Genomic DNA, 21446 nt, shown 5'->3' on the forward strand with positions numbered 1-21446 from the left:
TGTGGATCAGAACCCGATAGCCGCGCCGCCCGCTGCCGCTGCGCGCGCCAGCCAGATCACGTCGCGCGGCTGATCCAGCAGGTGTTGCCCGCTGTCGACGAATAATGTCTGCCCGCTGGCCAGTGCGCCGTTCGCCAGAAACAGCGCTGCATCCGCGATTTCATCCGCGCCGGTTTTGCGTTTCAGCAGGTTCATGCGGTGCGAAACCTCGGTTTCCTCCTCACGCTGATCATGGCTGGCCAGCACAGCCCCCGGCGCGAGGCCATAGATGCGCGCGTCCGCGAAAGCATCGCTTTTGGCGATCATCCCGATGGTGGCGGCCAGCGCGTGTTTGGACATGGTGTAGCTGAAGAAATCGGGGTTGGTGTTTTCGATCTTCATGTCGGTGATGTTGATCACGCTGCGCACGCCAGCACTCACCGCATGGGCGAGAAAGGCCTGCGCCAGCCGCGCCGGGGCGAGCGCGTTGACCTGCATCGCCGCCCGGTTGGTCGCCGGGTCGAGCGCAATTGCGCCGTCATATTCGAACACCGCAGCCGAATTCACCAGACAGCGCCAATCGGGCAGCCGCGCAGCCAGCGCGATGATCGCGGACACCGCGGCTTCATGATCGGCAAGGTCGAATTGCACCGTTTCGGCAGAGGGCAAGCTGGCGGCGAGCGTATCGGCCTCTCCACCGGAGCTGCGCGAATGGATCACCGCGTGCCATCCTGCCGCAGCAAAGCCGCGCACGATTTCTGCGCCGATGCGGGTCGCCCCGCCGGTTACCAGCACAGCGGGGCGGGTCATGCGGGCAGATGGGTCACGATGGGCATAAGCCATCGCTAACAGGGCCAGCGGCGCGCTTCAATCCGCGAGACGCGCGCCGCTGTCTGAGCCTAGCGGCAGCGCAGCTCGCCGCGGTCGATTTCGCGACCGATCAGGCCGCCTGCCACACCGCCGATCACCGCACCAAGCGTCTTGTCGCGTGCAAGTTCGGCCCCGGCCAGCGCGCCTACGCCTGCGCCGATCACCAGACCGGTGGTGCCATTGTCCCTGCGGCAGTAATAGCGGTTATCATCCCCGCGCCATACACGATCATTACGGCTCAGGCGGCGCGGTTCGAGGTAATAGCCGCGATCATCATAGATCCTGTCCTTGGCGCGCTTGCCATATGCGGGCGCGTGCGGCGGGGGATCGGCTTGCGCAGGCGCAGCGATCGGGAGCGTCATTGCGCCAGCGGCGAGAATTATCGCTAGTTTCTTCACGGCAGTTCCTTTTGGTTGGCTGCTATTAACGGCATCATTATCATCATCCATGCTGGTTCCCGCTTTAAAGAGTCATGAACGGGGCACGGTAACGAGGCGGGCTTGCCATTGGTGGTAAGCCCGCCTCGTCCGTAATCAGCGGCAGCGTGCGCCGCCCCGGTCGACTTCGCGGCCCAGCAGACCGCCGCCGACTGCGCCAAGTACGGTGCCGAGCGTGCGATCACCGCGATTGTCGACTTCGCGGCCAATCAGCGCGCCGACGCCGGCACCGATCACCAGGCCCACGGTGCCATCATCGCGGCGGCAGCGATAGCGCCCGTCATTGCCGCGCCATACGCGGTCGTTGCGGCTTAGACGGCGGCCATCGTAGCGGTCGTTATGGTGGCGGCGATCACGGCTGTAGCGGCGATCATCGCGGTCACGTCCGCGGTATTTGCGGCGATCATCATAGCGATCACGATCATAGGAGGCGACCGGCACCATGGGGTTCGCGGTGTGGTTGAACGCCGCGACAGCGGGCGCTGCGGGCAGCTCGACCGCCTGCGCTGGGGCGGCAAAAAACGCCAGCGAACCGGCAGCGGCGAAGATGGCGAGGTGTTTCATGGTCGTTTCCCTTGTGAGGGCTCCCCGATGGAGCACGACCGTTATCGTTCATCTAAAGCGAATGTAGCATGAACGGACTTGGCAGGAAGCAGCAGGGTTGGATGAACCGGCGTTGGCGCGCGACAAGCCGTTGCTAACCCTGTTTCTGCGCCGCTTTTTCGCGCAATTTGCGGCTGAGCGGGGCAAGCACAGCGAGTTCTTCAAGTTCGGTAGCGGTGGCTTTCCCGGCCATCAGCGCGCGAAACACCCGCGCGACGCTCCAATCTGTCGCCCCGATTGCGACTCGCTCCAGCAAATCACCCGCTGTTACGTCGCCCGCCTCGATCACGCGGAAATACCACCCGCAGCGCCCCGTTGTTACGATGCGCGCAACCATGCCTTTGCGATCAAAGCGATGTTCGATCTTCCAGCACGGCTGGCGCGGCTGGCTGATTTCGATCAGCGCCCCGGTTGTCTTGGGCCCCAGCCGAAAGCGATCACCAATATGCACCATGTCCTCGGTCAACCCGCGCACCGCAAGGTTCGATCCAAAGCAGCCGGGCTCGGCCAATAGCGGGTGATGGCCAAGCACCTCGGCCCAATCATCATGGTGATCGAGCGGGTAGAGATGCAGCGCCATGTCCGGCCCGCCATGGTGGTGCCGGTCGGCCTGTTCATCGGGCGCGAGGCCATCGGCCAGCACCTGCACCATGCCTTCGCGCGGGCGTTTCATGATCGCGCTCAATTCTGCGCCGTTGAAGGGCCGGGCGGTGCCGGTGCAGATGGCTTCGAGCGGGCGGCTGAGCGGCACGTCCATCGGTCAGGCTAGACGGCCGCCGCCGCCGCCGCCGCTGCCTCACGGTCGCGCTGCGCGCGCGATTTCTTTTCCGCAGCGGTTTTCAACTGGCCGCAGGCCGCGTCAATATCGCGCCCCCTTGGCGTGCGCACCGGGGCGGAAATGCCGCCTTCGAACACGATGTTGGAAAAACGCCGGATGCGGTCGGGATCGGAACATTCATAGCCGCTGCCGGGCCACGGGTTGAACGGGATCAGGTTGACCTTGGCGGGCAGATTATAGGCTTTGAGCAGCCGCACCAATTCGCGCGCGTCATCATCGGAATCGTTCTTGCCCTTGATCATCACATATTCAAACGTGATGCGCCGCGCGTTGGATGCACCGGGGTAATCGGCGCAGGCCTGTAGCAGGTCTTCAAGCCCGTATTTCTTGTTCAGCGGCACCAGTTCATCGCGCACTTCCTTGCGCACGCCGTGCAAGGACACTGCGAGGTTCACGCCGATTTCAGCGCCGCAGCGTGCCATCATCGGCACTACGCCGCTGGTCGACAGGGTAATGCGGCGCTTTGACAGGGCGAGGCCATCGCCATCCATCACCAGCATCAGCGCATCGCGCACATGATCGAAATTATAAAGCGGTTCGCCCATGCCCATCATCACGATGTTGGTCAGCAACCGGCCATCGGCGGTGTATTCGAAGTCGTCCTCGTCCTCGTCATCGGCATTATTGTGCGCCCCCGCGACGGCGGGGGCCTCAGTCGGGATAGCGCCATATTGCCCGAGGTCCCCGCCTGCGCGGGGATTCGCGGTAGTTCCGGCTTTCGGCCATTCGCCCAGCGCGTCGCGCGCGAGCATCACCTGGCCGACAATCTCGCCCGGCGTCAGGTTGCGCACCAGCCGCATCGTGCCAGTATGACAGAAGGTGCAATTAAGCGTGCAGCCGACCTGGCTGGAAACGCACAGCGTGCCGCGCGTCTCATCTGGGATGAACACCATCTCGTAATCGTGGCCATCGGCGGTGCGCAGCAGCCACTTGCGGGTGCCATCGGCGGAGTGCTGCGCCTCGACAATCTCTGGCCGCCCGATCACAAAGCGTTCGCTGAGCCACGGGCGCATCGACTTGGCGATGTCGGTCATCGCGTCGAAATCGGTGACGCCGCGGTGATAGAGCCAGTGGAACACCTGCTTGGCGCGCAGTTTGGCCGCTTTGGCGTCCAACCCGGCGGCGGCGAACAATTCGCAGATGCGCGGCCGAGACAGACCGAGGAGGTCAATACGCCCGTCGGCGCGCGGCGTGATGTCACGCGCGGCAGGCACCGGGTCGCTGAGGCCCGGGATGGTCATGAGTGCAGTATCGGCCATGGGTGGAGCGCCTATAGTCGCGGATGCGCGGTTTGACCAGTCAGCGCGGCTTGGCGCAAGCTACGGTTGCCGCATCCATCGCCGTCGCCACTCCGGCAAGGGCGTAGCGGTCAGTAAACCGGCCGCCCTTGGTGCTGCTTGCCGATACGCTCATCCGGCTGGCAGAGCGCAGCGCGGCGATGATTGCGGCGTCGTCGCGCGCGTCCTTGGCCCAGGCATTGCGGCCCTTGGCGACGAGGGTGAAACGGTTTGCGCCGATAGCCAGCCGCACCGGAGCCTTGTCCACCACTTCGCGCGACAGCATCAGGTGTAGCGCCCCGCGCACCTTCCTGTCCGGCCATGTCGAGATTGTGGCATAGGCGGGCGCGGGCGGTGATCCTTGCGCCTTGGCGATGGCATAGCAGCGTAGCGGCCTCACATCCTTGAACGCGGCCCACCCGTCATACACCCCAAGGCTGTCACGCGCAGCCAGCGGCGGGGTGATCAGCAGGGCGGCGGCCACAGCTATCGGGGCGAACAGCCTAGTCATAGGCGATGCTCAACACTTCCCATTCGCGGCTACCCGACGGCACGGAGACCATCCGCAGATCACCCACCTGCGCGCCGCGCAATGCCTTGGCGAGCGGGGAGTTCCAGCCGATCCGGCCAGCGCCCGCATCCTGTTCATCATCGCCGACCAGCGTCACGGTTTGGCTGTTGTCATCCGCGTCAGCAATTACCACCTGCGCGCCGAAAAACACCCGGCTGCGGTCAATCTGCGCCGCCGGATCAACCACCCTCAGCGCCTTCATCCGCTTGATCAAATGCGTCAGTTCACGGTCGATCTCGCGCATTTTCTTGCGGCCATAGAGATAATCGCCGTTCTCGCTGCGATCACCATTGCCTGCCGCCCAGCTGACAATCTCGACAATCGCCGGGCGTTCGCTGCCGAGCAACAGGTCATAGCGCGCCTTTAACGCAGCCATGCCCGCAGGCGTGATCGGTTGACCCTGAACTTTCATGACGCGCAGGGGATCAACGCAGGAAGGCATCGACCGGGCGCGGCAGGCCCGCTTCGGCCGGATACATATGCGAATAGGTCACCGCATTGCCAATCACCCGCATGATGTAATAGCGGGTTTCGAAATTGGCCGGGATCTTCTCAACCCATGTGACCCAGTCGGTATCGCCCCGGCGCGGATCGCCGTTCAGTCGCAGCCATTGGTTCACCCGCCCCGGCCCGGCATTGTAAGCCCCCACTGCGAGCGGATAGGCCCCGCCGTAATAGCTCATCATCCGGACGAAATAGGCATCGCCCAGCTGGATATTGTAATGCGGCGCAGCGGTCAGATCGGCTGACAGGTAATTGATCCCCAGCTTGCCCGCCTGTTCGCGCGCGGTGCCCGGCATCAACTGCATCACCCCGCGCGCACCGGCATGGCTTTCGCGGTGCTGGTCAAATTCGCTTTCCTGACGGCTGATCGCGTGCACCATCACCCAGTCATTGACGACAGGCGGGGTGGAGACGGTGGGAAAGCCGATCCGTTCCAGCCCGGCCAGCCCGTTTTCGCCCGCTTTCATGCCCAGCACCACGGCCATTTCATCAAGCCCGGTTTCGCGCGCCAGCATGGCGGCCATCAGCATTTCTTCGGGGCTGTCAGCCTCATCGCCCAGCGCCTCGAAAAAGCGGCGTTCGGTGCGCCAGTCGCGGCGACCTGCGGCGATGGCGCGGATCGCCTTGACCAGCGGGCGGCTTTCAAATTCGGCGCGCACGGATGCGTCCATCGCGGGTTGGGGCAGGGGGGCAAAGGCGGGCATCGGGCGGTTCATCGCCGCGAGCGCCAACTGGCCGTAGTAATAATCAGGCCAGCGCGCCGCCATTTCAAAATAACGCACCGCATCGGCTTCATTGCCCGATTGGCGCGCGGCGCGGCCCGCCCAGAAATAGCCCTTGGCCTTGGTCAGCGGGGTCTTGGCGGCATCGCCATAACGTTGGAACAGCGGTGCGGCCGCCGCGCCGTCACCCAGATCCCACAGCGCTTTGGTGCCGCCCAGCCACATCAGATCGGTGTAACGATCACGCAAGGTAAAGCTTGTGAGCGAAAGGTCGGTGCCCGGCGCGAACAGATCATCGGTGCGGCTGGCAACCTGCACTGCGCCGCGCGCGCCGCTTGCCTTGGCGAGCGCCAGCAGATCACCCACGAAGGTTTCGGGATCGCGGGCAGGTCGGGTGAAGGTCGGGCGGCTGGCGAACACCCGCACCGCTTCCCCGGCTTGGCCGGTAGCGCGCAGATGTTTGACGAGGTTGAAGATATAGCCCGGATCGGCCTCAGCCCCGGCGGGCACCGCAAGGCCAGCGGCCTCGGGCCGCGCACCGCGCAGCAGCGACAGGCGGGCGAGCGGCAACGCCCGGTCAGCTTCGCGCAGGTTCATCACCTGCCGCGCTGCCGCATCGGCATTGCCCTGCCACAACAGCGCATCCATCCGCACGGCGTGATCTTCAGGCGAGAATTGCGCGCCATACAGGCCCGACAGATACAGCTCCGCCGGATCGCTCATCGCGCCGCCGCGCCATGCCAGCCTCGCTTCGGCCACGGCTTCGGGCCGCTGCGCCCCGGCCAGCGCCAGCGCATAGCGTGCGCGCGCCGGATTGGTCAGCGGCGGGTTGGCATCGAAATAGCGTAGCAGATCGGCCTGCGGCGGGGCCTCCTTCTCCAGCGCGGCCTCAGCCCGCAGGCGCAGGATTTCCGTTCGCGGGAAGCTGGGATAGGCCAGCACAAACCCCGCATAATCGGCAAATGCCAGTTCCCGATTGGCGTGGAGCACTTCCCACCGGGCCACCGCTGCGCTGATCGCGGCGGGCTGACGCGCGACCATATTATCGCCCGCAGGCGCAACGTAAACCTGCGCGGCCAGCGGCGCGGCAGCGACCATCGCCGTGCCGAATCCAATCGCGGTCAGAACCCGCAAGGAAATCATAGAATTACGGTCCATGCTGGACATAGTGCCAATCGGCTCCTTATCAGGCGCTTAACAGGAGAGGGACGTGAAGCTTCATTTCGCACCTTGATCCACCTTACCTAATGGCTTTGGCAGGAAAATGGCAATGTTCAGCGGATCGATACCCGCTCTGGTGACTCCTTTTCGCGGCGGGACGTTTGACGAGAGCGCCTTCCGGCGATTGGTCGACTGGCAGATCGACAATGGCAGCGCGGCTTTGGTGCCCTGCGGGACGACGGGGGAGGCCTCGACCCTGTCGAACGCGGAACATCACCGCGTGATCGAGGTGTGCATCGAACAGGCGGCCGGCCGCGTGCCGGTGATTGCTGGCTGCGGATCGAACGACACCCGCAACGCCGCGCTGCACATGAACTTCGCCAAAAAGGCCGGCGCGGCGGCGGGCCTGTGCGTCGCCCCCTATTACAACCGCCCCAGCCAGCGCGGGTTGGTGGCGCATTTCAGCTATCTGGCGGAAAACTGCGAACTACCGATCGTGCTGTATAATGTGCCCGCGCGCACCGTGACCGATATTCTGGATGACACGGTGGTCGAACTGGTGCGCAAATATCCCGACCGGATCATCGCGATCAAGGATGCCAGCGGCGATCTGTCGCGCGTGGCCGATCACCGCATGGGTATCGGGCGCGATTTCTGCCAGCTTTCGGGCAATGACGAGTTGTGGCTGCCCCACGCGGCGGCAGGCGGGCGCGGGTGCATTTCGGTGACAGCCAATGTTGCGCCTGCGCTGTGTGCCGAGTTCCACGCAGCGATTGCGGCGAACGAATTGCAGCAGGCGCGGCAGTTAAATGATCGCCTGTTCCCGCTGCACTATGCAATGTTCTCCGACGCCAGCCCCGCGCCGGTGAAATATGCGCTTTCCCGCGTGCACGACTGGATCGAGCCAGAGGTGCGCCTGCCGCTGGTCGAATGCTCGGATGAGGCAAAGCGCGCCGTGGATGAAGCGTTGGTTTCAGCTGGGCTGGCGTGAAAGCACAATCACCGGCAGCTATTCCGGTGTCTTGACCCGTTGCGGCTTGGGTTTGGCAGGAGGGGCTATCTTTCCGCCCTCAGTTCCGCCGACTGTGGCCCTGACGCCAACGCCATCAACGATTTTCGGATCGCCTTGGTAAAGGATAGTTACCGGGACATCACGACGGACGAAACCGCCCCTTTCCATGTTGGGGAAGTTCGTGTCGTTCGGCCCCATCTTGCACCAGGCCGCAAAATGGATCGGGATTGTCATGTCGAACGCTTCGGCGGCCTGCATATAATACACGGCTGATCCACCCTTGGCTGCGAAGGCTGCCAGCTTGCTTTCGAATTCGCGCGCCGGATTGAAGGTCAGGTCGACAAGGCTATTGCTTGCCTCACGCGTCATGTTCACTTTGACCTTCATCGTGACCAGGGCCGCCTTCTGCCCTGCGATCGCGGTGTTTTTGGCCGATTGGCCCCACCCCTGCATCGGGAAAAGTTGGCCACCATGATTGACCATTCCACCAGCGAATACTTGCACGCCGGTCAGCTTTGCACCGTCCTTGCAAGAGGCCACAGCGGTGACAGTGAATTCGGGGTTTGGCCCGGACACCACCAATCGCCGCGCCGCGACTGTTTTCACCGTTGCCTTGTTGGCGAGGCTTAAGGTTGCGGCGGGTGTGATTTTATTGAATCGCAATTCGTCGATCGGGAACGAAAAAGAATTGTCGTCAGCGCTGAGCATCGCCGGAAAAGTCAATGCAATCAGCGCGCCTGCGGCCACGGGCTTCCGTATCATGATATCCCCCCCCGGAGAGTTTTTGAACTACGCCAAGTGATACTACAAAAAGCCGATCAAGGGTAGGGCGCGGCGAAGGCGGGTTGATAGGCTGTTATCCTAAATCACCTCGTCCTCATCAAGCAGCGCCTTGGCTGAACCTTCCGGCTCGCTCGCCAGAATCGCTTCGGTGATGCTTTCGATCTGCGCGCCGACGCGTTCGGGGTGGGCGATCTGGGCGATGTGGAACAGCGCGTCGCCCTGATGCACCACCGGCAAGGTGGCGTGGCCGATGATGATGCCGTCGATCGGGCTGATGAGTTCCAATGCTTCCTCGCCAAACACCCCGCTGACCCGCGCCAGCACATCGCCTTTGCGCACCGGATCGCCGGATTCGCGCTGCATATGCGCCACCCCGCCGCGCGGGGATCGCACCCATACCGAATGGTTGGCGCGCGCCGGAATGCCGACGGTGGCGAGGCCATCATCCGCCGCGATCATGCCCAGATGCGCAAGCACGCGGGTGACGCCCGCCACGCCCGTTTCAATCGAGAGCCGGTCAAACCGCAAGGCTTCGCCCGCCTCCAGCAGCAGCATATCGACGCCCTTTTTTTGCGCCAGATCGCGCAAGGATCCATCGCGCAGGGGGCTTTCGATGATGACCGGCGCGCCGAACGCCATCGCCAGTTCGACCAGACCAGTGTTGCCTGCTGCAATACGGATTTGGGGCAGGTTGTAGCGGTGCACTGCGGCTGAATGGATATCGATCCCCAGCTGGCAGCGCCCCACCACCTCACGGTAGAAAATGCTCGCCAACTGTCCCGCCAGCGATCCGCCCGCGCTGCCCGGAAAGCTGCGGTTGAGATCGCGCCGGTCGGGCAGATAGCGCGAACGAGTCATGAAGCCGAAGATATTGGCGACCGGCACCAGCAGCACCGTGCCGCTTAATGTCTGCGGGTCGAGCTCCTGCGCCAGCCGCTGCACCACCGCCGTGCCGATAATTTCATCCCCGTGGATCGCGGCGCTGACGAACACTGCCGGGCCGGAACGCGCGCCGTGGAGCACCCGCACGCCCAGTGATGACGCTGTGCCGGTCGCCAGTGTGGTGATCGGGAAGGCAACATCGCGCGCGGTGCCGGGGGCTAAATCCTCGCCCGCGATGGTGAATGGCTGGGCTGATTCCATGCTGGCGCGTTTCCCCGTGCTGTGTGCCCATCGACTAGCTTGCGCGCAGCAAAAGCGCAAAGCCCCCGATGCCCCCTCGCTTTTTGGCGCGCCAATGCCTACATCGCGCGTCCCATGGCACGCCCCAAACCCGTCACCTTCGACAAGCTCAAGATCGTCGCCGAAAACCGCCGGGCGCGGTTCGATTACTATATCGAGGACACGTTCGAAGCGGGGCTGGCCTTGCAGGGCACAGAAGTGAAGGCCCTGCGCGCAGGTGAGGCGAGCATTGCCGAAAGCTATGCCGAGGTGAAGGACGGGCAGGTATGGCTGATCAACGCCAACGTCCCCGAATACAGCCACGGCAACCGTTTGAACCACGAACCGCGCCGCCCGCGCAAATTGCTGCTGCACGAACGCGAGATCGAAAAGCTGCTCGGCGCGGTGGAGCGCAAGGGGATGACGCTGGTGCCGCTGATGGTCTATTTCAACAGCACCGGCCGCGCCAAGGTTGAACTCGCGCTCGCCAAGGGCAAGCAAACCCACGACAAGCGCGCCACCACCAAGGAACGCGACTGGAAACGCGACAAAGCGCGGCTGATGCGCGAAAAGGGCTGATGCAAAGGTGCGGCTGAAATTTATCCTCTTGCGGGCAATTCACACACTGGTCAGCACGCTGGTGCTACCCATATGGGCAATCATGGTGGCCATGCTGAACTTGGCCGGTTCTTACCGGATTTACGCCGCGCGCCTGCGCTTCGGCGGAGAGGTGCAGCTGTGACCACGCCTGACCCTCGTCAACGGCCTGTGTCTTGGCGTTCAAAGACCTGGGCGATGGACTTGATCCGCAAGCACATGCCCTCACGCGAAGAGATGGCGCGCAACAAATACCTTGCGCCGATTGCGCACCGTTTTCTGTCGCCCGAGTTGTGGCGCTTTACCCGCCGTTCGGTGCCGCGCGGGGTGGCATTGGGGCTGTTCGCGGCGTTCATCATCCCGGTCGGGCAGATTTTCCTCGCTGCGTTTCTGGCGCTGCCATCGCGCGCCAATGTGCCGCTGGCGGCGCTGGTAACATTTGTCACCAACCCGTTCACGCTGCCGTTCTGGCTGGTGGTCGCCAACAAGGTCGGCCATTTCACCTTGCGAATTGATGCAGACGGGCCCGCGCTGGCGAATGTGGCGATGGAATCGGGGGCGTGGGCAGCGGTAGTCGATTTCTTCCAGATGGCCGGAACGACCGCGTTTGGCTTTATCGTCCTTGCGGTGGTCGGTGCCGCGCTCGGCTGGATTATTTCCGGCTGGGTCTGGCGCGCTGTGGTGTTGCGGCGGCGCGCCAAACGGTTGAAGGTTATGGAAGCGCGGCTCGACCAGCGGCTCGGCTCGCAGTAGGACAGACGCGAAGCCATCGGCACGCGCGGGCGTTTGCGGTTGGCTGATTTTTGCAACAGGAGCGTCCCGTTTGTCCCGCCCCACCGGTACCCCCTCACACCGCCCCAACGTGCTTCTCGCCCCAGCCGCGGCGCAGAGCGAAGGCGCTGCGCCGCCATCCACGCTGATGCTGGGCCTCGGCGGTGCGCTGGCAGTCAGCGCGGCAGTGCTGTTCGCCGCTACGCAAAGCTGGCTGGTGGCGATCACCTTTGTGCTGGGCGCGGGCGTGTTGCTGGGCGGGGTGATGCTGCTTGACCGGATGCGCGCCGAACCTGCAACTGACAGCATCGCTGCCCCGGACTGGAGCGTCACCGTCGCCGCGATAGAGCGCGCGGGCGAGGCCATCGCCATCACCGATCGCGCCAACCGCATGGTGTGCGCCAACAGCCTGTTTCTGGACAGCTTCGGGGTCAGCGCCGCGCCGCCCGCGTTGCCGTTTGAACGCGATGCGCTGGAGGCGGTGACGCTGCTCGCCCGCACGGCGTGGCGCGATGGGTCGGCCGCGCTCGACAAGGTGGCGGGGCTGGATGAAAGCGATTGGCATATTTCCGCACAGCGCGCCGGGCGGGGCGAAGACCACCTGATCTGGCGGCTGCGCCCGATCACGCGTGAAAGCGGCGCTGATCTGGGTGCGCTCGATCTGGCCGGGCCGTTTGGCAAAATGCTCAGCCGCGCCGGGATTGAAACCGCGATTACCACGGCAGACGGCGTGATCCGCGCGGTCAGCACCGGGTTTGCCGAACGCGCTGCGGGTGATGATCGCGCGACGCTGGTGGGGCAGGATTTTGTCAGCTTCCTGCGCTCGGACGAACGTGACCGCATCTTCTTTGCCCGCGAAGGGCGCGGCGGCACCCCGCAAACGCTGGTCGATGTGCCGCTGGTCGATCCCGAAACGCGGGCCGCACCCGCCGGGCCGGACGAGGCGACTTCGCTGATGCTGCTGATCGATAGCGGGGTGGGTATCGGTTCTGGCTGGGACGGCGCAGCGCAGGCGGGGGTCGCACAGCTCGATGCGCTGCTCGCACAATTGCCGTTGGGACTTGCGATGACCGATCGCGATGGGCGGTTCCTGTTTGGTAACGAAGCGTTCCTGCGATCGGTCGGGCGCGAAGGGCGCGGCTTGCCCGCTTTCCCCACCGATCTGGTGGTGCGCGAAGATAAGGCCGCGATGTCCGATGCGGTGCGCCGCCACGGGCGCGGGCCATCGACCAGCGGCGATGTTGCCGTGCGGCTGGTAGATAGCCCCGAAGAGCCAGTATCGCTCGGCTTGGCTGGCGTGCGCGGGCTGGGCGAAGCGGCCGTGCTGTTGAGCCTTGCCGATTCGAGCCAGGAAAACCAGCTGCGCCGTCAGGTCGCGCAGGCCACCAAAATGCAGGCCGTGGGGCAATTGGCCGGCGGGGTCGCGCATGATTTCAACAATGTGCTGACCGCGATCATCGGCACCTGCGATCTGATGTTGCTGCGCCATATTCCGGGCGACAGCGATTATGACGATATCCAGCAGATCCGCGCCAATTCCAACCGCGCCGCCGCGCTGACCCGGCAATTGCTCGCCTTCTCGCGCCAGCAGACGCTGCGGCCCGAGGTTATCCAACTGCCCGACGTGGTGAGCGAGGTCAGCCCGCTGATCAAGCGCCTGCTGGGCGAAAAGATCACCTATTACGTCCAGCATGATCGCAATCTGGGCGCGGTGCGCGCCGATCCGCAGCAGATGGAACAGGTGATCATGAATCTGGCGGTCAACGCCCGCGATGCAATCCAGTCACGCGGCAACGGGACGGGGCGGATTTCGCTGTTCACCCGGTCATTGCAGGCCAAACAGGTGCTCCAGCTGGGTTCCGAAGTGCTCCCGCCCGCCGATTACACCGTGCTGATCGTGCAGGATACCGGCGGGGGCATTCCGCCGCATGTGCTGCCCAAATTGTTTGAACCCTTCTTCACCACCAAGGAACAGGGCAAGGGCACCGGGCTGGGCCTGTCGACCGCCTACGGCATCGTCAAGCAATCGGGCGGGTTCATCTTTGCCGACAACATTACCGACAAGACGGGCCGGACAACCGGCGCGCGCTTCACCGTCTATTTCCCGGTGCATCGCGGGGAGGCTCCGAAAAAGCGTGAAGCCCAGCCGCTGGTATCCTCCGACTGGTCGGCGGGCGGCAAGCTGCTGCTGGTGGAAGATGAGGATATGGTGCGGATCGTCGCCGAACGCGCCTTGGTGCGCGCAGGCTATGATGTGACCGCCTGCGCCAGCGGCGAAGAAGGGCTGGCCGCGATTGCCGCACCGGGCGCGGCGTTCGATATCGTGGTCAGCGATGTGGTGATGCCGGGGATGGACGGCCCGGCGATGGTACGCGCGATCCGGGCGCGGCTGCCGCAAATGCCGGTGCTGTTCATGTCAGGCTATGCCGAAGAACAGCTGCGCCGCGACATCAACATCCCCGACATGCACTTCATCGCCAAACCGTTCAGCGTCGCGGCAATCGGCGACAAGGTGGGCGCGGTGCTGCGCCAGACACGCGCCGAACAGGAGGCCGACGCAAGCGCAGCGAAGTAATTGCGCGGGTTGTAGGAAATTATTTTCGTTCCCCACTTGTTCCAACAGAACAAATGCGATACATCCTTGGCAAGGGCTGATGGTCGATAACTGCCGATCACCCCTAGGCAAGGTAAGGAGCGCATGCGATGGCTACGCAATTGAAGCTGGTGGAAGAGGACAAGAAAGCCGTGGACCGTCAAAAGGCGCTCGAAGCAGCCCTCGCTCAGATTGATCGGGCGTTTGGCAAGGGTTCAGCGATGAAGCTGGGCTCGAAGGAAACGATGCAGGTCGAATCGATTTCGACCGGATCGCTGGGGCTCGACATTGCGCTCGGCATCGGCGGCTTGCCGCGCGGTCGGGTGATCGAAGTTTATGGCCCGGAAAGCTCGGGCAAGACGACGCTGGCACTGCACGTCATCGCCGAAGCGCAAAAGGCCGGCGGCACGGCGGCATTTGTCGATGCCGAACACGCACTTGATCCAGTCTATGCCAAGAAACTGGGCGTGGATATTGACGAGCTGATCGTCTCGCAGCCCGATACCGGCGAACAGGCGCTGGAAATCGTCGATACGCTGGTGCGTTCCAACGCGATTGATGTGCTGGTGATCGATTCGGTCGCGGCTTTGGTGCCGCGCGCTGAAATCGAAGGTGAAATGGGCGATTCGCACGTCGGGCTTCAGGCCCGGTTGATGTCGCAATCGCTGCGCAAGCTGACCGGATCGATCAGCCGCTCGCGTTGCATGGTGATCTTCATCAACCAGCTGCGCATGAAAATCGGGGTGATGTATGGCAACCCCGAAACCACCACCGGCGGCAATGCGCTCAAGTTTTATGCCTCGGTCAGGCTCGACATCCGCCGCACCGGGCAGATCAAGGATCGCGACGAAATCACCGGCAACGCAACCCGCGTGAAAGTGGTCAAGAACAAGGTCGCCCCGCCGTTCAAACAGGTCGAATTTGACATCATGTACGGCGAAGGCATCTCCAAGATCGGTGAGATTATCGATCTCGGCGTGAAGGCGGGGCTGGTTGAAAAATCGGGGAGCTGGTTCTCCTATGACAGCATCCGGATTGGTCAGGGCCGCGAAAACGCCAAAACCTACCTCAAGGAAAACCCGGAAGTTTGCGACCGGTTGGAAGCTGCAATCCGCAGCCGCACCGACAAGGTTGCCGAGGAAATGATGACGGGGCCGGACGCGGACTCCGACGACTGATCCTCAAGCGGGCGTTGCGGAGGTGCTGTGCACTTCCAGCCCGGAAAACCGGAATGCCGGCGTGTGCTTCTCCCCAGTCGCGCGCGCCGGCTTTTCGTTACCCGGCAGGCCCGCGTTAGGGGTGGGTTAGACCCCTCTTAGACCCCCCTTAGACCCCTTCTAGACCCCCTCCAGACTTGCGATTTTCGTCGTTGTCGTGTCTCCGCTGTGACACGGCTGCAACGCTCAACGCTCCCCGATGCCGCGCTCCATTGCGTAACGCGCGCGCATTGCCTAACTGCACGGCCATGACCTCGACGAACGACATCCGCCGCTCCTTCCTCGATTATTTCGCCAAGGCCGGCCACACCGCGACCCCGTCTGCGCCGTTGGTGCCGTATAATGATCCGACGTTGATGTTCGTCAACGCCGGGATGGTGCCGTTCAAGAACGTGTTCACCGGGCTCGAAACCCCGCCATCTCCGCGCGCCGCATCCTCGCAGAAATGCGTGCGGGCCGGGGGCAAGCACAATGATCTCGACAATGTCGGCTATACCGCGCGTCACCATACCTTCTTCGAAATGCTGGGAAATTTCTCGTTCGGCGACTATTTCAAGGAAGAGGCGATCGCCCACGCCTGGACGCTGCTCACGCGCGAATGGGGCCTTTCCAAAGACAAGCTGACCGTCACCGTTTACCACACCGATGAAGATGCCCACGCGCTGTGGAAACGCATCGCCGGGCTGCCAGACGACCGCATCATCCGCATCAGCACCAATGACAATTTCTGGTCGATGGGCGACACTGGCCCCTGCGGGCCATGTTCCGAAATTTTCTACGATCACGGCGACCACATCTTTGGCGGCCCTCCCGGCAGCCCCGATGAAGACGGTGACCGCTTTGTTGAGATCTGGAACCTCGTATTTATGCAATACGAACAGCAGATTGATGGTTCGCGCCGCGATCTGCCCAAGCCTTCGATCGATACCGGCATGGGGATCGAACGTATCGCCGCGGTCCTTCAGGGCGTGCATGACAACTACGATACCGACACCTTCAAGGCGCTGATTGCGGCGTCGGAAAACCTCACCAATGTCGCCGCAGCGGGTGAGCAGGCGGCCAGCCACCGCGTGATCGCCGATCACCTGCGCTCGACCAGTTTCCTGATGGCCGACGGGGTGCTGCCATCCAACGAGGGGCGCGGATATGTGCTGCGCCGGATCATGCGCCGCGCCATGCGTCACGCGCATCTGCTGGGCGCGTCCGAGCCGCTGATGCACCGGCTCGTGCCTGCGCTGGTTGCGGAAATGGGGCAGGCCTATCCTGAACTCAGCCGCGGGCAGGCGCTGATCGAAGAAGTGCTAGAACGCGAAGAAACGCAGTTCCGCCGCACGCTCGACAAGGGTCTGAAATTGCTCGATGAAGCTACCGGAGACATGACCACTGGCGGCGAGCTTGACGGCGAAATCGCCTTCCGCCTCTACGACACTTTCGGCTTCCCTTATGATCTTACCGAGGACGCCTTGCGCGCGCGCGGGATCGGGGTTGACCGCGCAGGGTTCGACACCGCGATGGCGCGTCAGAAAGCCGCCGCTCGCGCCGCGTGGAAGGGCAGCGGCGATGCCGCATCGGGCGAGGTGTGGTTCGACATCGCCGAACGCGAAGGCGCGACCGAATTCACCGGCTATGCCGCCACCAGCGGTGAAGGCCGCGTGGTTGCCATCGTCAAGGGCGGGGCCGAGGTGCAGGCCGCGAGCGCGGGCGATGAGGTGGTGATCCTCACCAACCAGACCCCGTTTTATGGCGAAAGCGGCGGGCAGACCGGCGACGCTGGTGCGATGGCCAATGTTGCGGGCCTCAAGGCCACCGTCACCGAAACGTCCAAGCCGCTCGGCCGGTTGCACGCGCATCAGGTGCGGATTGACGCAGGCGGTGTGGCGGTTGGTGACACGGTCGAACTCAAGGTCGATACCGCGCGCCGTGACCGTATCCGCGCCAACCATTCGGCCACACACCTCGTCCACGCGGCCTTGCGCAATCGGCTCGGCGGGCACGTGACGCAGAAAGGCAGCATGGTTGCCGAGGAGCGCTTGCGGTTCGATTTCTCGCATCCGGCACCGCTCACGCCCGATGACATTGCGGCAGTCGAAGCCGAGGTGAACGCCGAAATCCGCGCCAACGAACAGGTTTCCACCCGGCTGATGACCCCCGATGATGCGGTCGAAGCGGGCGCGCTGGCGTTGTTTGGCGAGAAATATGGCGACGAAGTGCGGGTGCTGTCGATGGGCCGCGCCGGGCAGGGCGGGCGCAGCTACTCGGTTGAATTGTGCGGCGGCACCCATGTGCGCGCCACCGGCGATATTGGCGTGTTCCGGATCGTTTCGGAAAGCGCGGTGTCATCAGGCGTGCGCCGGATCGAAGCCTTGACCGGGGAGGCGGCACGGGCCTGGCTCGTGGCGCGCGAGGAAGCGTTGAAGGCGGCGGCCAGCGTCATCCGCGCGACACCCGAAGACGTCCCTGCGCGGATCACCGCGCTGATGGACGAACGCAAACGGCTCGAAAAGGAGCTGGCTGAGGCGAAGAAAGCGCTGGCGCTGGGCGGCGGCGGTTCGGGCGCCGCGGCGGCAAACGCTGATGAGGATGTCGCCGGGGTCAAGTTTAGCGGCCAAGTGCTCGAAGGGCTTGATCCGAAAGAACTGCGCCCGCTGCTCGATGCGGCCAAGCAACAGCTTGGTTCAGGCGTGGCGGCTGTGATCGCGGTCAATGACGGCAAGGCCAGTATTGCGGCCGCTGTGACCGATGATCTGACGGCGCGGTTCAGCGCGGTCGATCTGGTGCGCGCAGGGGTTGCGGCACTCGGCGGCAAGGGCGGCGGCGGCCGGCCCGATATGGCGCAGGGCGGCGGCCCGGACGGCGATAAGGCGGCAGAAGCTTTGGCAGCGGTGAAGGCGGTGCTGGCGGCGGTGCCCGCCGATTAAGCCTCGACGCTGGTCGTTCGCAATTTTGGCTTTTCGCTGAGCCCGCCGTCACGTTCCAGCTGCTCGCGGAATTCGTCGCGTTTGGCGTGGATTGAGGCGATTACCGGGCCCATAGCCACCCCGATATCCACCAGCACGGCTTCGGATAGCTGGAGCGAGCTTTCCAGCGTTTCGGGCACAGCATGGCTCGCACCTGCACGATACATGGCGGCGGCGTGATCGGTGTCACGCGCGCGGGCGACGATCAGCAGATCGGGATAGGCATCGCGCAGCTTGGCCACCAACCGCTGCGCCAGCACCGGCTCGTCCATCGTCAATACCACGGCGGGCGCGGTTTCCACGCCCAGCCTTGTCAGCGCATCGCCGCGCGCGGCATCGCCAAAGGTTGCGCAATATCCGTCGCGCTTGGCCCGGTCGATCAGATCGGGATCCGTATCGATCATCACGTAGGGCCGATCGTGAGCTTCCAGCATATCGGCGATCAACCGCCCGACGCGGCCTCCGCCAACGATGATGGTGCATGGTTCATCACTGTCGCTGACCGCAGTATGTTCTGCCACGCTATCAACCCGGCGCGCGACGACCTTGCCCAGCTTGGCCAGTAGCGGGGTAACGGTCAGCCCGATGGCTGTGACGGTCTGCCAGAATTGTGCGGTCTCAAAATCGACCACTAGCGCGCTGGTCGCTGCGGCCAGCACGATCAGCGTGGTTTCGGATGGCGAGGCCATCAACACGCCGGTTTCCGCCGCAGTCCCGCGCCGCGCGCCCATCAGCCGCAGCAGGATGCCGGTGACCAGCGCCTTGAACACCAGCACGCCGACCACCGCCAGCGCGACCGTTCCCAGCTGCGCGCCAATCGCGACCAGATCGATGCTCATGCCAATGGTGATCAGGAATATGCCCAGCGCCAAGCCCTTGAACGGCTCCATGATCAGTTCGACTTCGGTGTGATATTCCGTCTCGGCAATCAGCAGCCCGGCAATCAGCGCGCCGACGATGGGCGAAAGGCCGACGATGGCGGTCGCCAGACTCGCCCCGATCACCACCAGCAAGGATGCGGCGAGGAACAATTCAGGGCTTTTGGTGCGCGCCGCCTGAGCGAACAGCCGGGGCAGCGCCACGCGGCCAACCACCAGCAGCACCGCGATCACCAAGCCGCCTTTCCACAGGGTATCGGCGAGTCCCGCCCAGCCTTCGCCTTGGGCATTGGGGGCGAGCGCGCCGAGGATGAAGATGATCGGCACGATCATGATATCTTCGAACAACAGCATCGACAGCGCGGCGCGGCCCACCGGGGTGCGGGTGCCTGAAATCGGCAACACGATCGCGGTAGAGGAGAACGCCAGCGCAAAGCCGAGCGCCAGCGCGCCGGTCCAATCGAGCAACCCCGCGAACCCCAGAAATGTGGCCAGCGCCGAACCGATAATCAGCAATTCCAGCGCGCCCAGTCCGAACACCAGCTTGCGCAATTGCCACAGGCGGTTGAACGACAATTCCAGCCCGATGGCGAACAGCAACAGCACGATGCCGAAATCGGCAAACGGGGTTAGCGCTTCGGGATTGGTGATGGTGATGTGGGTAAGCCAGGGTATTCGCTCAACCAGCGAACCAAGCCCGAACGGGCCGACCAGCACGCCGATCACAATAAAACCGATGATCGGGGTGATGCGGAACCGGGCAAACACCGGAATCACGATTCCCGCCGCGCCAAGGATTACCAGCGCGTCTGACAGGAAAGGGGAAGGTGCGAGTTCGCCAGCCACCTTATGCGCTTACCGCGCGGCAGTGCTGCTGTCATCCATCCTGTGCTGCAATGCGGGATATTGTGGTTAGCTCTGTTCCCCCAGCGGGTCGGAGATATTGCCCACCCGCTTGTCCCATTCGATCCGGTAAAGATCAAACCGGCGGTCGGCGAGGTTTTGCACTGTGCCTTCGGCCCGCGCCCAGCTGAGGTCGGCAAGGTTGACGTCACTGATCGTCAGCGTTTCGACATTTTCGGATGCTTCGGCGGCGATCCCGTCGCGCGCGAAGGGGAAATCGCACGGGGTGAGGATGCAGCTTTGCGCGTATTGAATGTCCATATTGGCGACATTGGGCAGGTTGCCGACATTGCCGCTCATCACGACATAACATTGATTTTCAATCGCGCGCGCCTGCGCACAATAGCGCACCCGCATATAGCCCTGGCGGCTGTCGGTACAGAACGGCACGAAGATGATCCTTGCGCCTTCGTCCACCAACCGCCGGGCGAGTTCGGGAAATTCGCTGTCGTAACAGATCAGCACGCCGATGGGGCCGCAATCGGTGGGTATGGCGTCAATGCTGTCGCCGCCCTTGATGTTCCACCAATAGGCTTCGTTGGGGGTCGGGTGGATCTTTTCCTGCGCGTGAATTGATCCGTCGCGCAGGCAAACATAGGCGACGTTGTGGATGTCGCCATCGGCCATGCGGGTTGGGTGCGAACCGCCGATGATGTTGATGTTGAACGCCAGCGCCATTTCGGACAATCGCTGGCGGATGCGCGGGGTATATTCGCTCAAGGCTTCGATGGCTTCGAGCGGGGTGAGTTCGCGGTCTTCGGCGGACAGCAGCATGACGGTGAACATTTCGGGAAAAACGATGAAGTCCGCCTCGTAATCGGCGGCAACATCGACGAAATATTCGATCTGCTTCATGAACTCATCGAAGCCCGAAACCGCGCGTGATTGCAGCTGGCAGGTGGCGATCCGCACGCTTTCCACATCGCGCGGCAGACGGTGCTTGGGCGGGGCGTCGCTATCCACATAGGGATTGCGCCAGATCATCCGCACAGCATTGCCGCGGCTGGCCTTGTCCTCGGGCAGGTATTTGGGAAGTATGCCTTGCGCTTCGAACCCGTTGGCGAGCTGGAACCGCAGCACCGGGTCGTGAATCTTGCTCTGGGTGACCAGCTCCAGATATTGCTCCGGGGTTTCGGCGCGATTGGTCTTGCGGCGCTTGGCGCGGGCATAGCCGGGCATCCGTCCGCCAAACACGATGCCAGTCAGGTCGAGCCGTTCGGCCAGAGCGCGGCGTTCTTCATAAAGCCGCCGCCCCAACCGGGTGCCGCGGACCGCCGGATCGACGCAGAGTTCATAGCCGTAAAGCCAATCGCCGGTGGGATCGTGGCGGCTGCCAAACCCGTTGCCGGTGACTTCATCCCAGGTATGATCAGACAGCGCGACGCGTTCATCCAGCCGCATCGAGGCGCAGTAGCCGACCACCTCGCCATCGAACAGCGCGACAAAGCAGCCTTCGGGGTAGTTGTTGATCTGCCCGCGAATTTCACCCTGCGTATAGGCGGGCAGATCATCATAGGCGCGGCGGACGAGATCCCCGATCGCCCGCACGTCCTTGAGTCTGGCCTGACGGATTTCCAGTCGTGCGGTTGATCGGCTTGCCATGATACTCCCT

The 21446-nt window shown here is 63.5% G+C and carries 19 protein-coding genes; 7 read left to right on the top strand and 12 right to left on the bottom strand.

The features are described 5' to 3' along the window. Positions 1-6: 6 nt before the first annotated feature. The 8 genes from ABIE62_RS06490 to ABIE62_RS06525 form a co-directional block, all read right to left on the bottom strand. Positions 7-789, bottom strand: coding sequence for an SDR family oxidoreductase (locus ABIE62_RS06490; protein WP_354324561.1), 783 nt, complete (start codon positions 787-789; stop codon positions 7-9). A gap of 89 nt (positions 790-878) precedes the next feature. Beyond that, entirely contained in the window at positions 879-1247 is a 369-nt protein-coding gene (locus ABIE62_RS06495) for a glycine zipper 2TM domain-containing protein (RefSeq protein ID WP_354324563.1), read from the bottom strand. Between the two features lie 135 nt (positions 1248-1382). Beyond that, positions 1383-1850, bottom strand: a complete 468-nt coding sequence (locus tag ABIE62_RS06500) for a glycine zipper 2TM domain-containing protein (RefSeq protein ID WP_354324564.1) — start codon at positions 1848-1850, stop codon at positions 1383-1385. Between the two features lie 133 nt (positions 1851-1983). Continuing rightward, positions 1984-2646: an MOSC domain-containing protein gene (locus ABIE62_RS06505; protein ID WP_354324566.1), complete on the bottom strand. Its 663-nt coding sequence runs from the start codon at positions 2644-2646 to the stop codon at positions 1984-1986. A gap of 8 nt (positions 2647-2654) precedes the next feature. Continuing rightward, entirely contained in the window at positions 2655-3986 is a 1332-nt protein-coding gene (gene rlmN, locus ABIE62_RS06510) for a 23S rRNA (adenine(2503)-C(2))-methyltransferase RlmN (protein WP_354324568.1), read from the bottom strand. 40 nt (positions 3987-4026) lie between these two features. Next, positions 4027-4515 carry a hypothetical protein gene (locus ABIE62_RS06515; RefSeq protein ID WP_354324569.1) on the bottom strand — a complete coding sequence of 163 codons (489 nt, stop codon included), beginning with the start codon at positions 4513-4515 and terminating at the stop codon, positions 4027-4029. Then, the gene (locus ABIE62_RS06520) at positions 4508-4987 is read right to left on the bottom strand and encodes a GreA/GreB family elongation factor (RefSeq protein ID WP_354324570.1); all 480 of its coding nucleotides are present in this window, start codon (positions 4985-4987) and stop codon (positions 4508-4510) included. Before ABIE62_RS06520 ends, ABIE62_RS06515 begins: the two co-directional genes overlap by 8 nt. Positions 4988-5000: 13 nt before the next feature. Then, complete coding sequence (locus tag ABIE62_RS06525) at positions 5001-6959, bottom strand: lytic transglycosylase domain-containing protein (protein ID WP_354324572.1); 1959 nt, start codon at positions 6957-6959, stop codon at positions 5001-5003. Positions 6960-7071: 112 nt separating this feature from the next. On the opposite strand from ABIE62_RS06525, the gene dapA reads away from it, so the two are divergent. Next, positions 7072-7953 carry a 4-hydroxy-tetrahydrodipicolinate synthase gene (gene dapA / locus ABIE62_RS06530; protein ID WP_354324962.1) on the top strand — a complete coding sequence of 294 codons (882 nt, stop codon included), beginning with the start codon at positions 7072-7074 and terminating at the stop codon, positions 7951-7953. A gap of 18 nt (positions 7954-7971) precedes the next feature. On the opposite strand, the gene ABIE62_RS06535 is transcribed toward dapA, so the two are convergent. Then, complete coding sequence (locus tag ABIE62_RS06535) at positions 7972-8736, bottom strand: hypothetical protein (protein WP_354324574.1); 765 nt, start codon at positions 8734-8736, stop codon at positions 7972-7974. Positions 8737-8835: 99 nt separating this feature from the next. Next, positions 8836-9900, bottom strand: coding sequence for a succinylglutamate desuccinylase/aspartoacylase family protein (locus ABIE62_RS06540; RefSeq protein ID WP_354324575.1), 1065 nt, complete (start codon positions 9898-9900; stop codon positions 8836-8838). 114 nt (positions 9901-10014) lie between these two features. Between ABIE62_RS06540 and smpB the strand changes: the two genes are divergently transcribed. The 6 genes from smpB to alaS all read left to right on the top strand — a co-directional run bounded on the left by smpB (position 10015) and on the right by alaS (position 18014). Next, the gene (gene smpB / locus ABIE62_RS06545; RefSeq protein ID WP_354324577.1) at positions 10015-10497 is read left to right on the top strand and encodes an SsrA-binding protein SmpB; all 483 of its coding nucleotides are present in this window, start codon (positions 10015-10017) and stop codon (positions 10495-10497) included. Between the two features lie 7 nt (positions 10498-10504). Continuing rightward, on the top strand, positions 10505-10660 hold the full coding sequence (locus ABIE62_RS06550; protein WP_354324579.1) for a hypothetical protein: 156 nt from the start codon (positions 10505-10507) through the stop codon (positions 10658-10660). A 74-nt stretch (positions 10661-10734) separates the two neighbouring features. After that, positions 10735-11268: a DUF2062 domain-containing protein gene (locus ABIE62_RS06555; protein WP_354324580.1), complete on the top strand. Its 534-nt coding sequence runs from the start codon at positions 10735-10737 to the stop codon at positions 11266-11268. Positions 11269-11434: 166 nt separating this feature from the next. Then, complete coding sequence (locus ABIE62_RS06560) at positions 11435-13861, top strand: response regulator (RefSeq protein ID WP_354324963.1); 2427 nt, start codon at positions 11435-11437, stop codon at positions 13859-13861. A 128-nt stretch (positions 13862-13989) separates the two neighbouring features. Beyond that, entirely contained in the window at positions 13990-15057 is a 1068-nt protein-coding gene (recA, locus tag ABIE62_RS06565; protein WP_354324582.1) for a recombinase RecA, read from the top strand. Between the two features lie 287 nt (positions 15058-15344). Continuing rightward, on the top strand, positions 15345-18014 hold the full coding sequence (gene alaS, locus ABIE62_RS06570) for an alanine--tRNA ligase (RefSeq protein ID WP_354324584.1): 2670 nt from the start codon (positions 15345-15347) through the stop codon (positions 18012-18014). On the opposite strand, the gene ABIE62_RS06575 is transcribed toward alaS, so the two are convergent. Beyond that, entirely contained in the window at positions 18011-19777 is a 1767-nt protein-coding gene (locus ABIE62_RS06575; protein ID WP_354324586.1) for a cation:proton antiporter domain-containing protein, read from the bottom strand. The two genes, alaS and ABIE62_RS06575, sit on opposite strands and share 4 nt — an antisense overlap. A gap of 66 nt (positions 19778-19843) precedes the next feature. After that, on the bottom strand, positions 19844-21436 hold the full coding sequence (locus tag ABIE62_RS06580) for a GNAT family N-acetyltransferase (protein WP_354324588.1): 1593 nt from the start codon (positions 21434-21436) through the stop codon (positions 19844-19846). Positions 21437-21446: the final 10 nt, after the last annotated feature.

It is taken from the genome of Porphyrobacter sp. MBR-155 (assembly GCF_040547625.1).
Taxonomy (GTDB): Bacteria; Pseudomonadota; Alphaproteobacteria; order Sphingomonadales; family Sphingomonadaceae; genus Erythrobacter.

Excerpts from the sequence above, each read along its gene's own strand:
- ABIE62_RS06490 (WP_354324561.1), bottom strand. The coding sequence starts at position 789 with ATGACCCGCCCCGCTGTGCTGGTAACCGGCGGGGCGACCCGCATCGGC.
- ABIE62_RS06500 (WP_354324564.1), bottom strand. The coding sequence starts at position 1,850 with ATGAAACACCTCGCCATCTTCGCCGCTGCCGGTTCGCTGGCGTTTTTT.
- ABIE62_RS06505 (WP_354324566.1), bottom strand. The coding sequence starts at position 2,646 with ATGGACGTGCCGCTCAGCCGCCCGCTCGAAGCCATCTGCACCGGCACC.
- rlmN (WP_354324568.1), bottom strand. The coding sequence starts at position 3,986 with ATGGCCGATACTGCACTCATGACCATCCCGGGCCTCAGCGACCCGGTG.
- ABIE62_RS06515 (WP_354324569.1), bottom strand. The coding sequence starts at position 4,515 with ATGACTAGGCTGTTCGCCCCGATAGCTGTGGCCGCCGCCCTGCTGATC.
- ABIE62_RS06520 (WP_354324570.1), bottom strand. The coding sequence starts at position 4,987 with ATGAAAGTTCAGGGTCAACCGATCACGCCTGCGGGCATGGCTGCGTTA.
- ABIE62_RS06525 (WP_354324572.1), bottom strand. The coding sequence starts at position 6,959 with ATGGACCGTAATTCTATGATTTCCTTGCGGGTTCTGACCGCGATTGGA.
- dapA (WP_354324962.1), top strand. The coding sequence starts at position 7,072 with ATGTTCAGCGGATCGATACCCGCTCTGGTGACTCCTTTTCGCGGCGGG.
- ABIE62_RS06535 (WP_354324574.1), bottom strand. The coding sequence starts at position 8,736 with ATGATACGGAAGCCCGTGGCCGCAGGCGCGCTGATTGCATTGACTTTT.
- ABIE62_RS06540 (WP_354324575.1), bottom strand. The coding sequence starts at position 9,900 with ATGGAATCAGCCCAGCCATTCACCATCGCGGGCGAGGATTTAGCCCCC.
- smpB (WP_354324577.1), top strand. The coding sequence starts at position 10,015 with ATGGCACGCCCCAAACCCGTCACCTTCGACAAGCTCAAGATCGTCGCC.
- ABIE62_RS06555 (WP_354324580.1), top strand. The coding sequence starts at position 10,735 with ATGCCCTCACGCGAAGAGATGGCGCGCAACAAATACCTTGCGCCGATT.
- ABIE62_RS06560 (WP_354324963.1), top strand. The coding sequence starts at position 11,435 with ATGCTGGGCCTCGGCGGTGCGCTGGCAGTCAGCGCGGCAGTGCTGTTC.
- recA (WP_354324582.1), top strand. The coding sequence starts at position 13,990 with ATGGCTACGCAATTGAAGCTGGTGGAAGAGGACAAGAAAGCCGTGGAC.
- alaS (WP_354324584.1), top strand. The coding sequence starts at position 15,345 with ATGACCTCGACGAACGACATCCGCCGCTCCTTCCTCGATTATTTCGCC.
- ABIE62_RS06580 (WP_354324588.1), bottom strand. The coding sequence starts at position 21,436 with ATGGCAAGCCGATCAACCGCACGACTGGAAATCCGTCAGGCCAGACTC.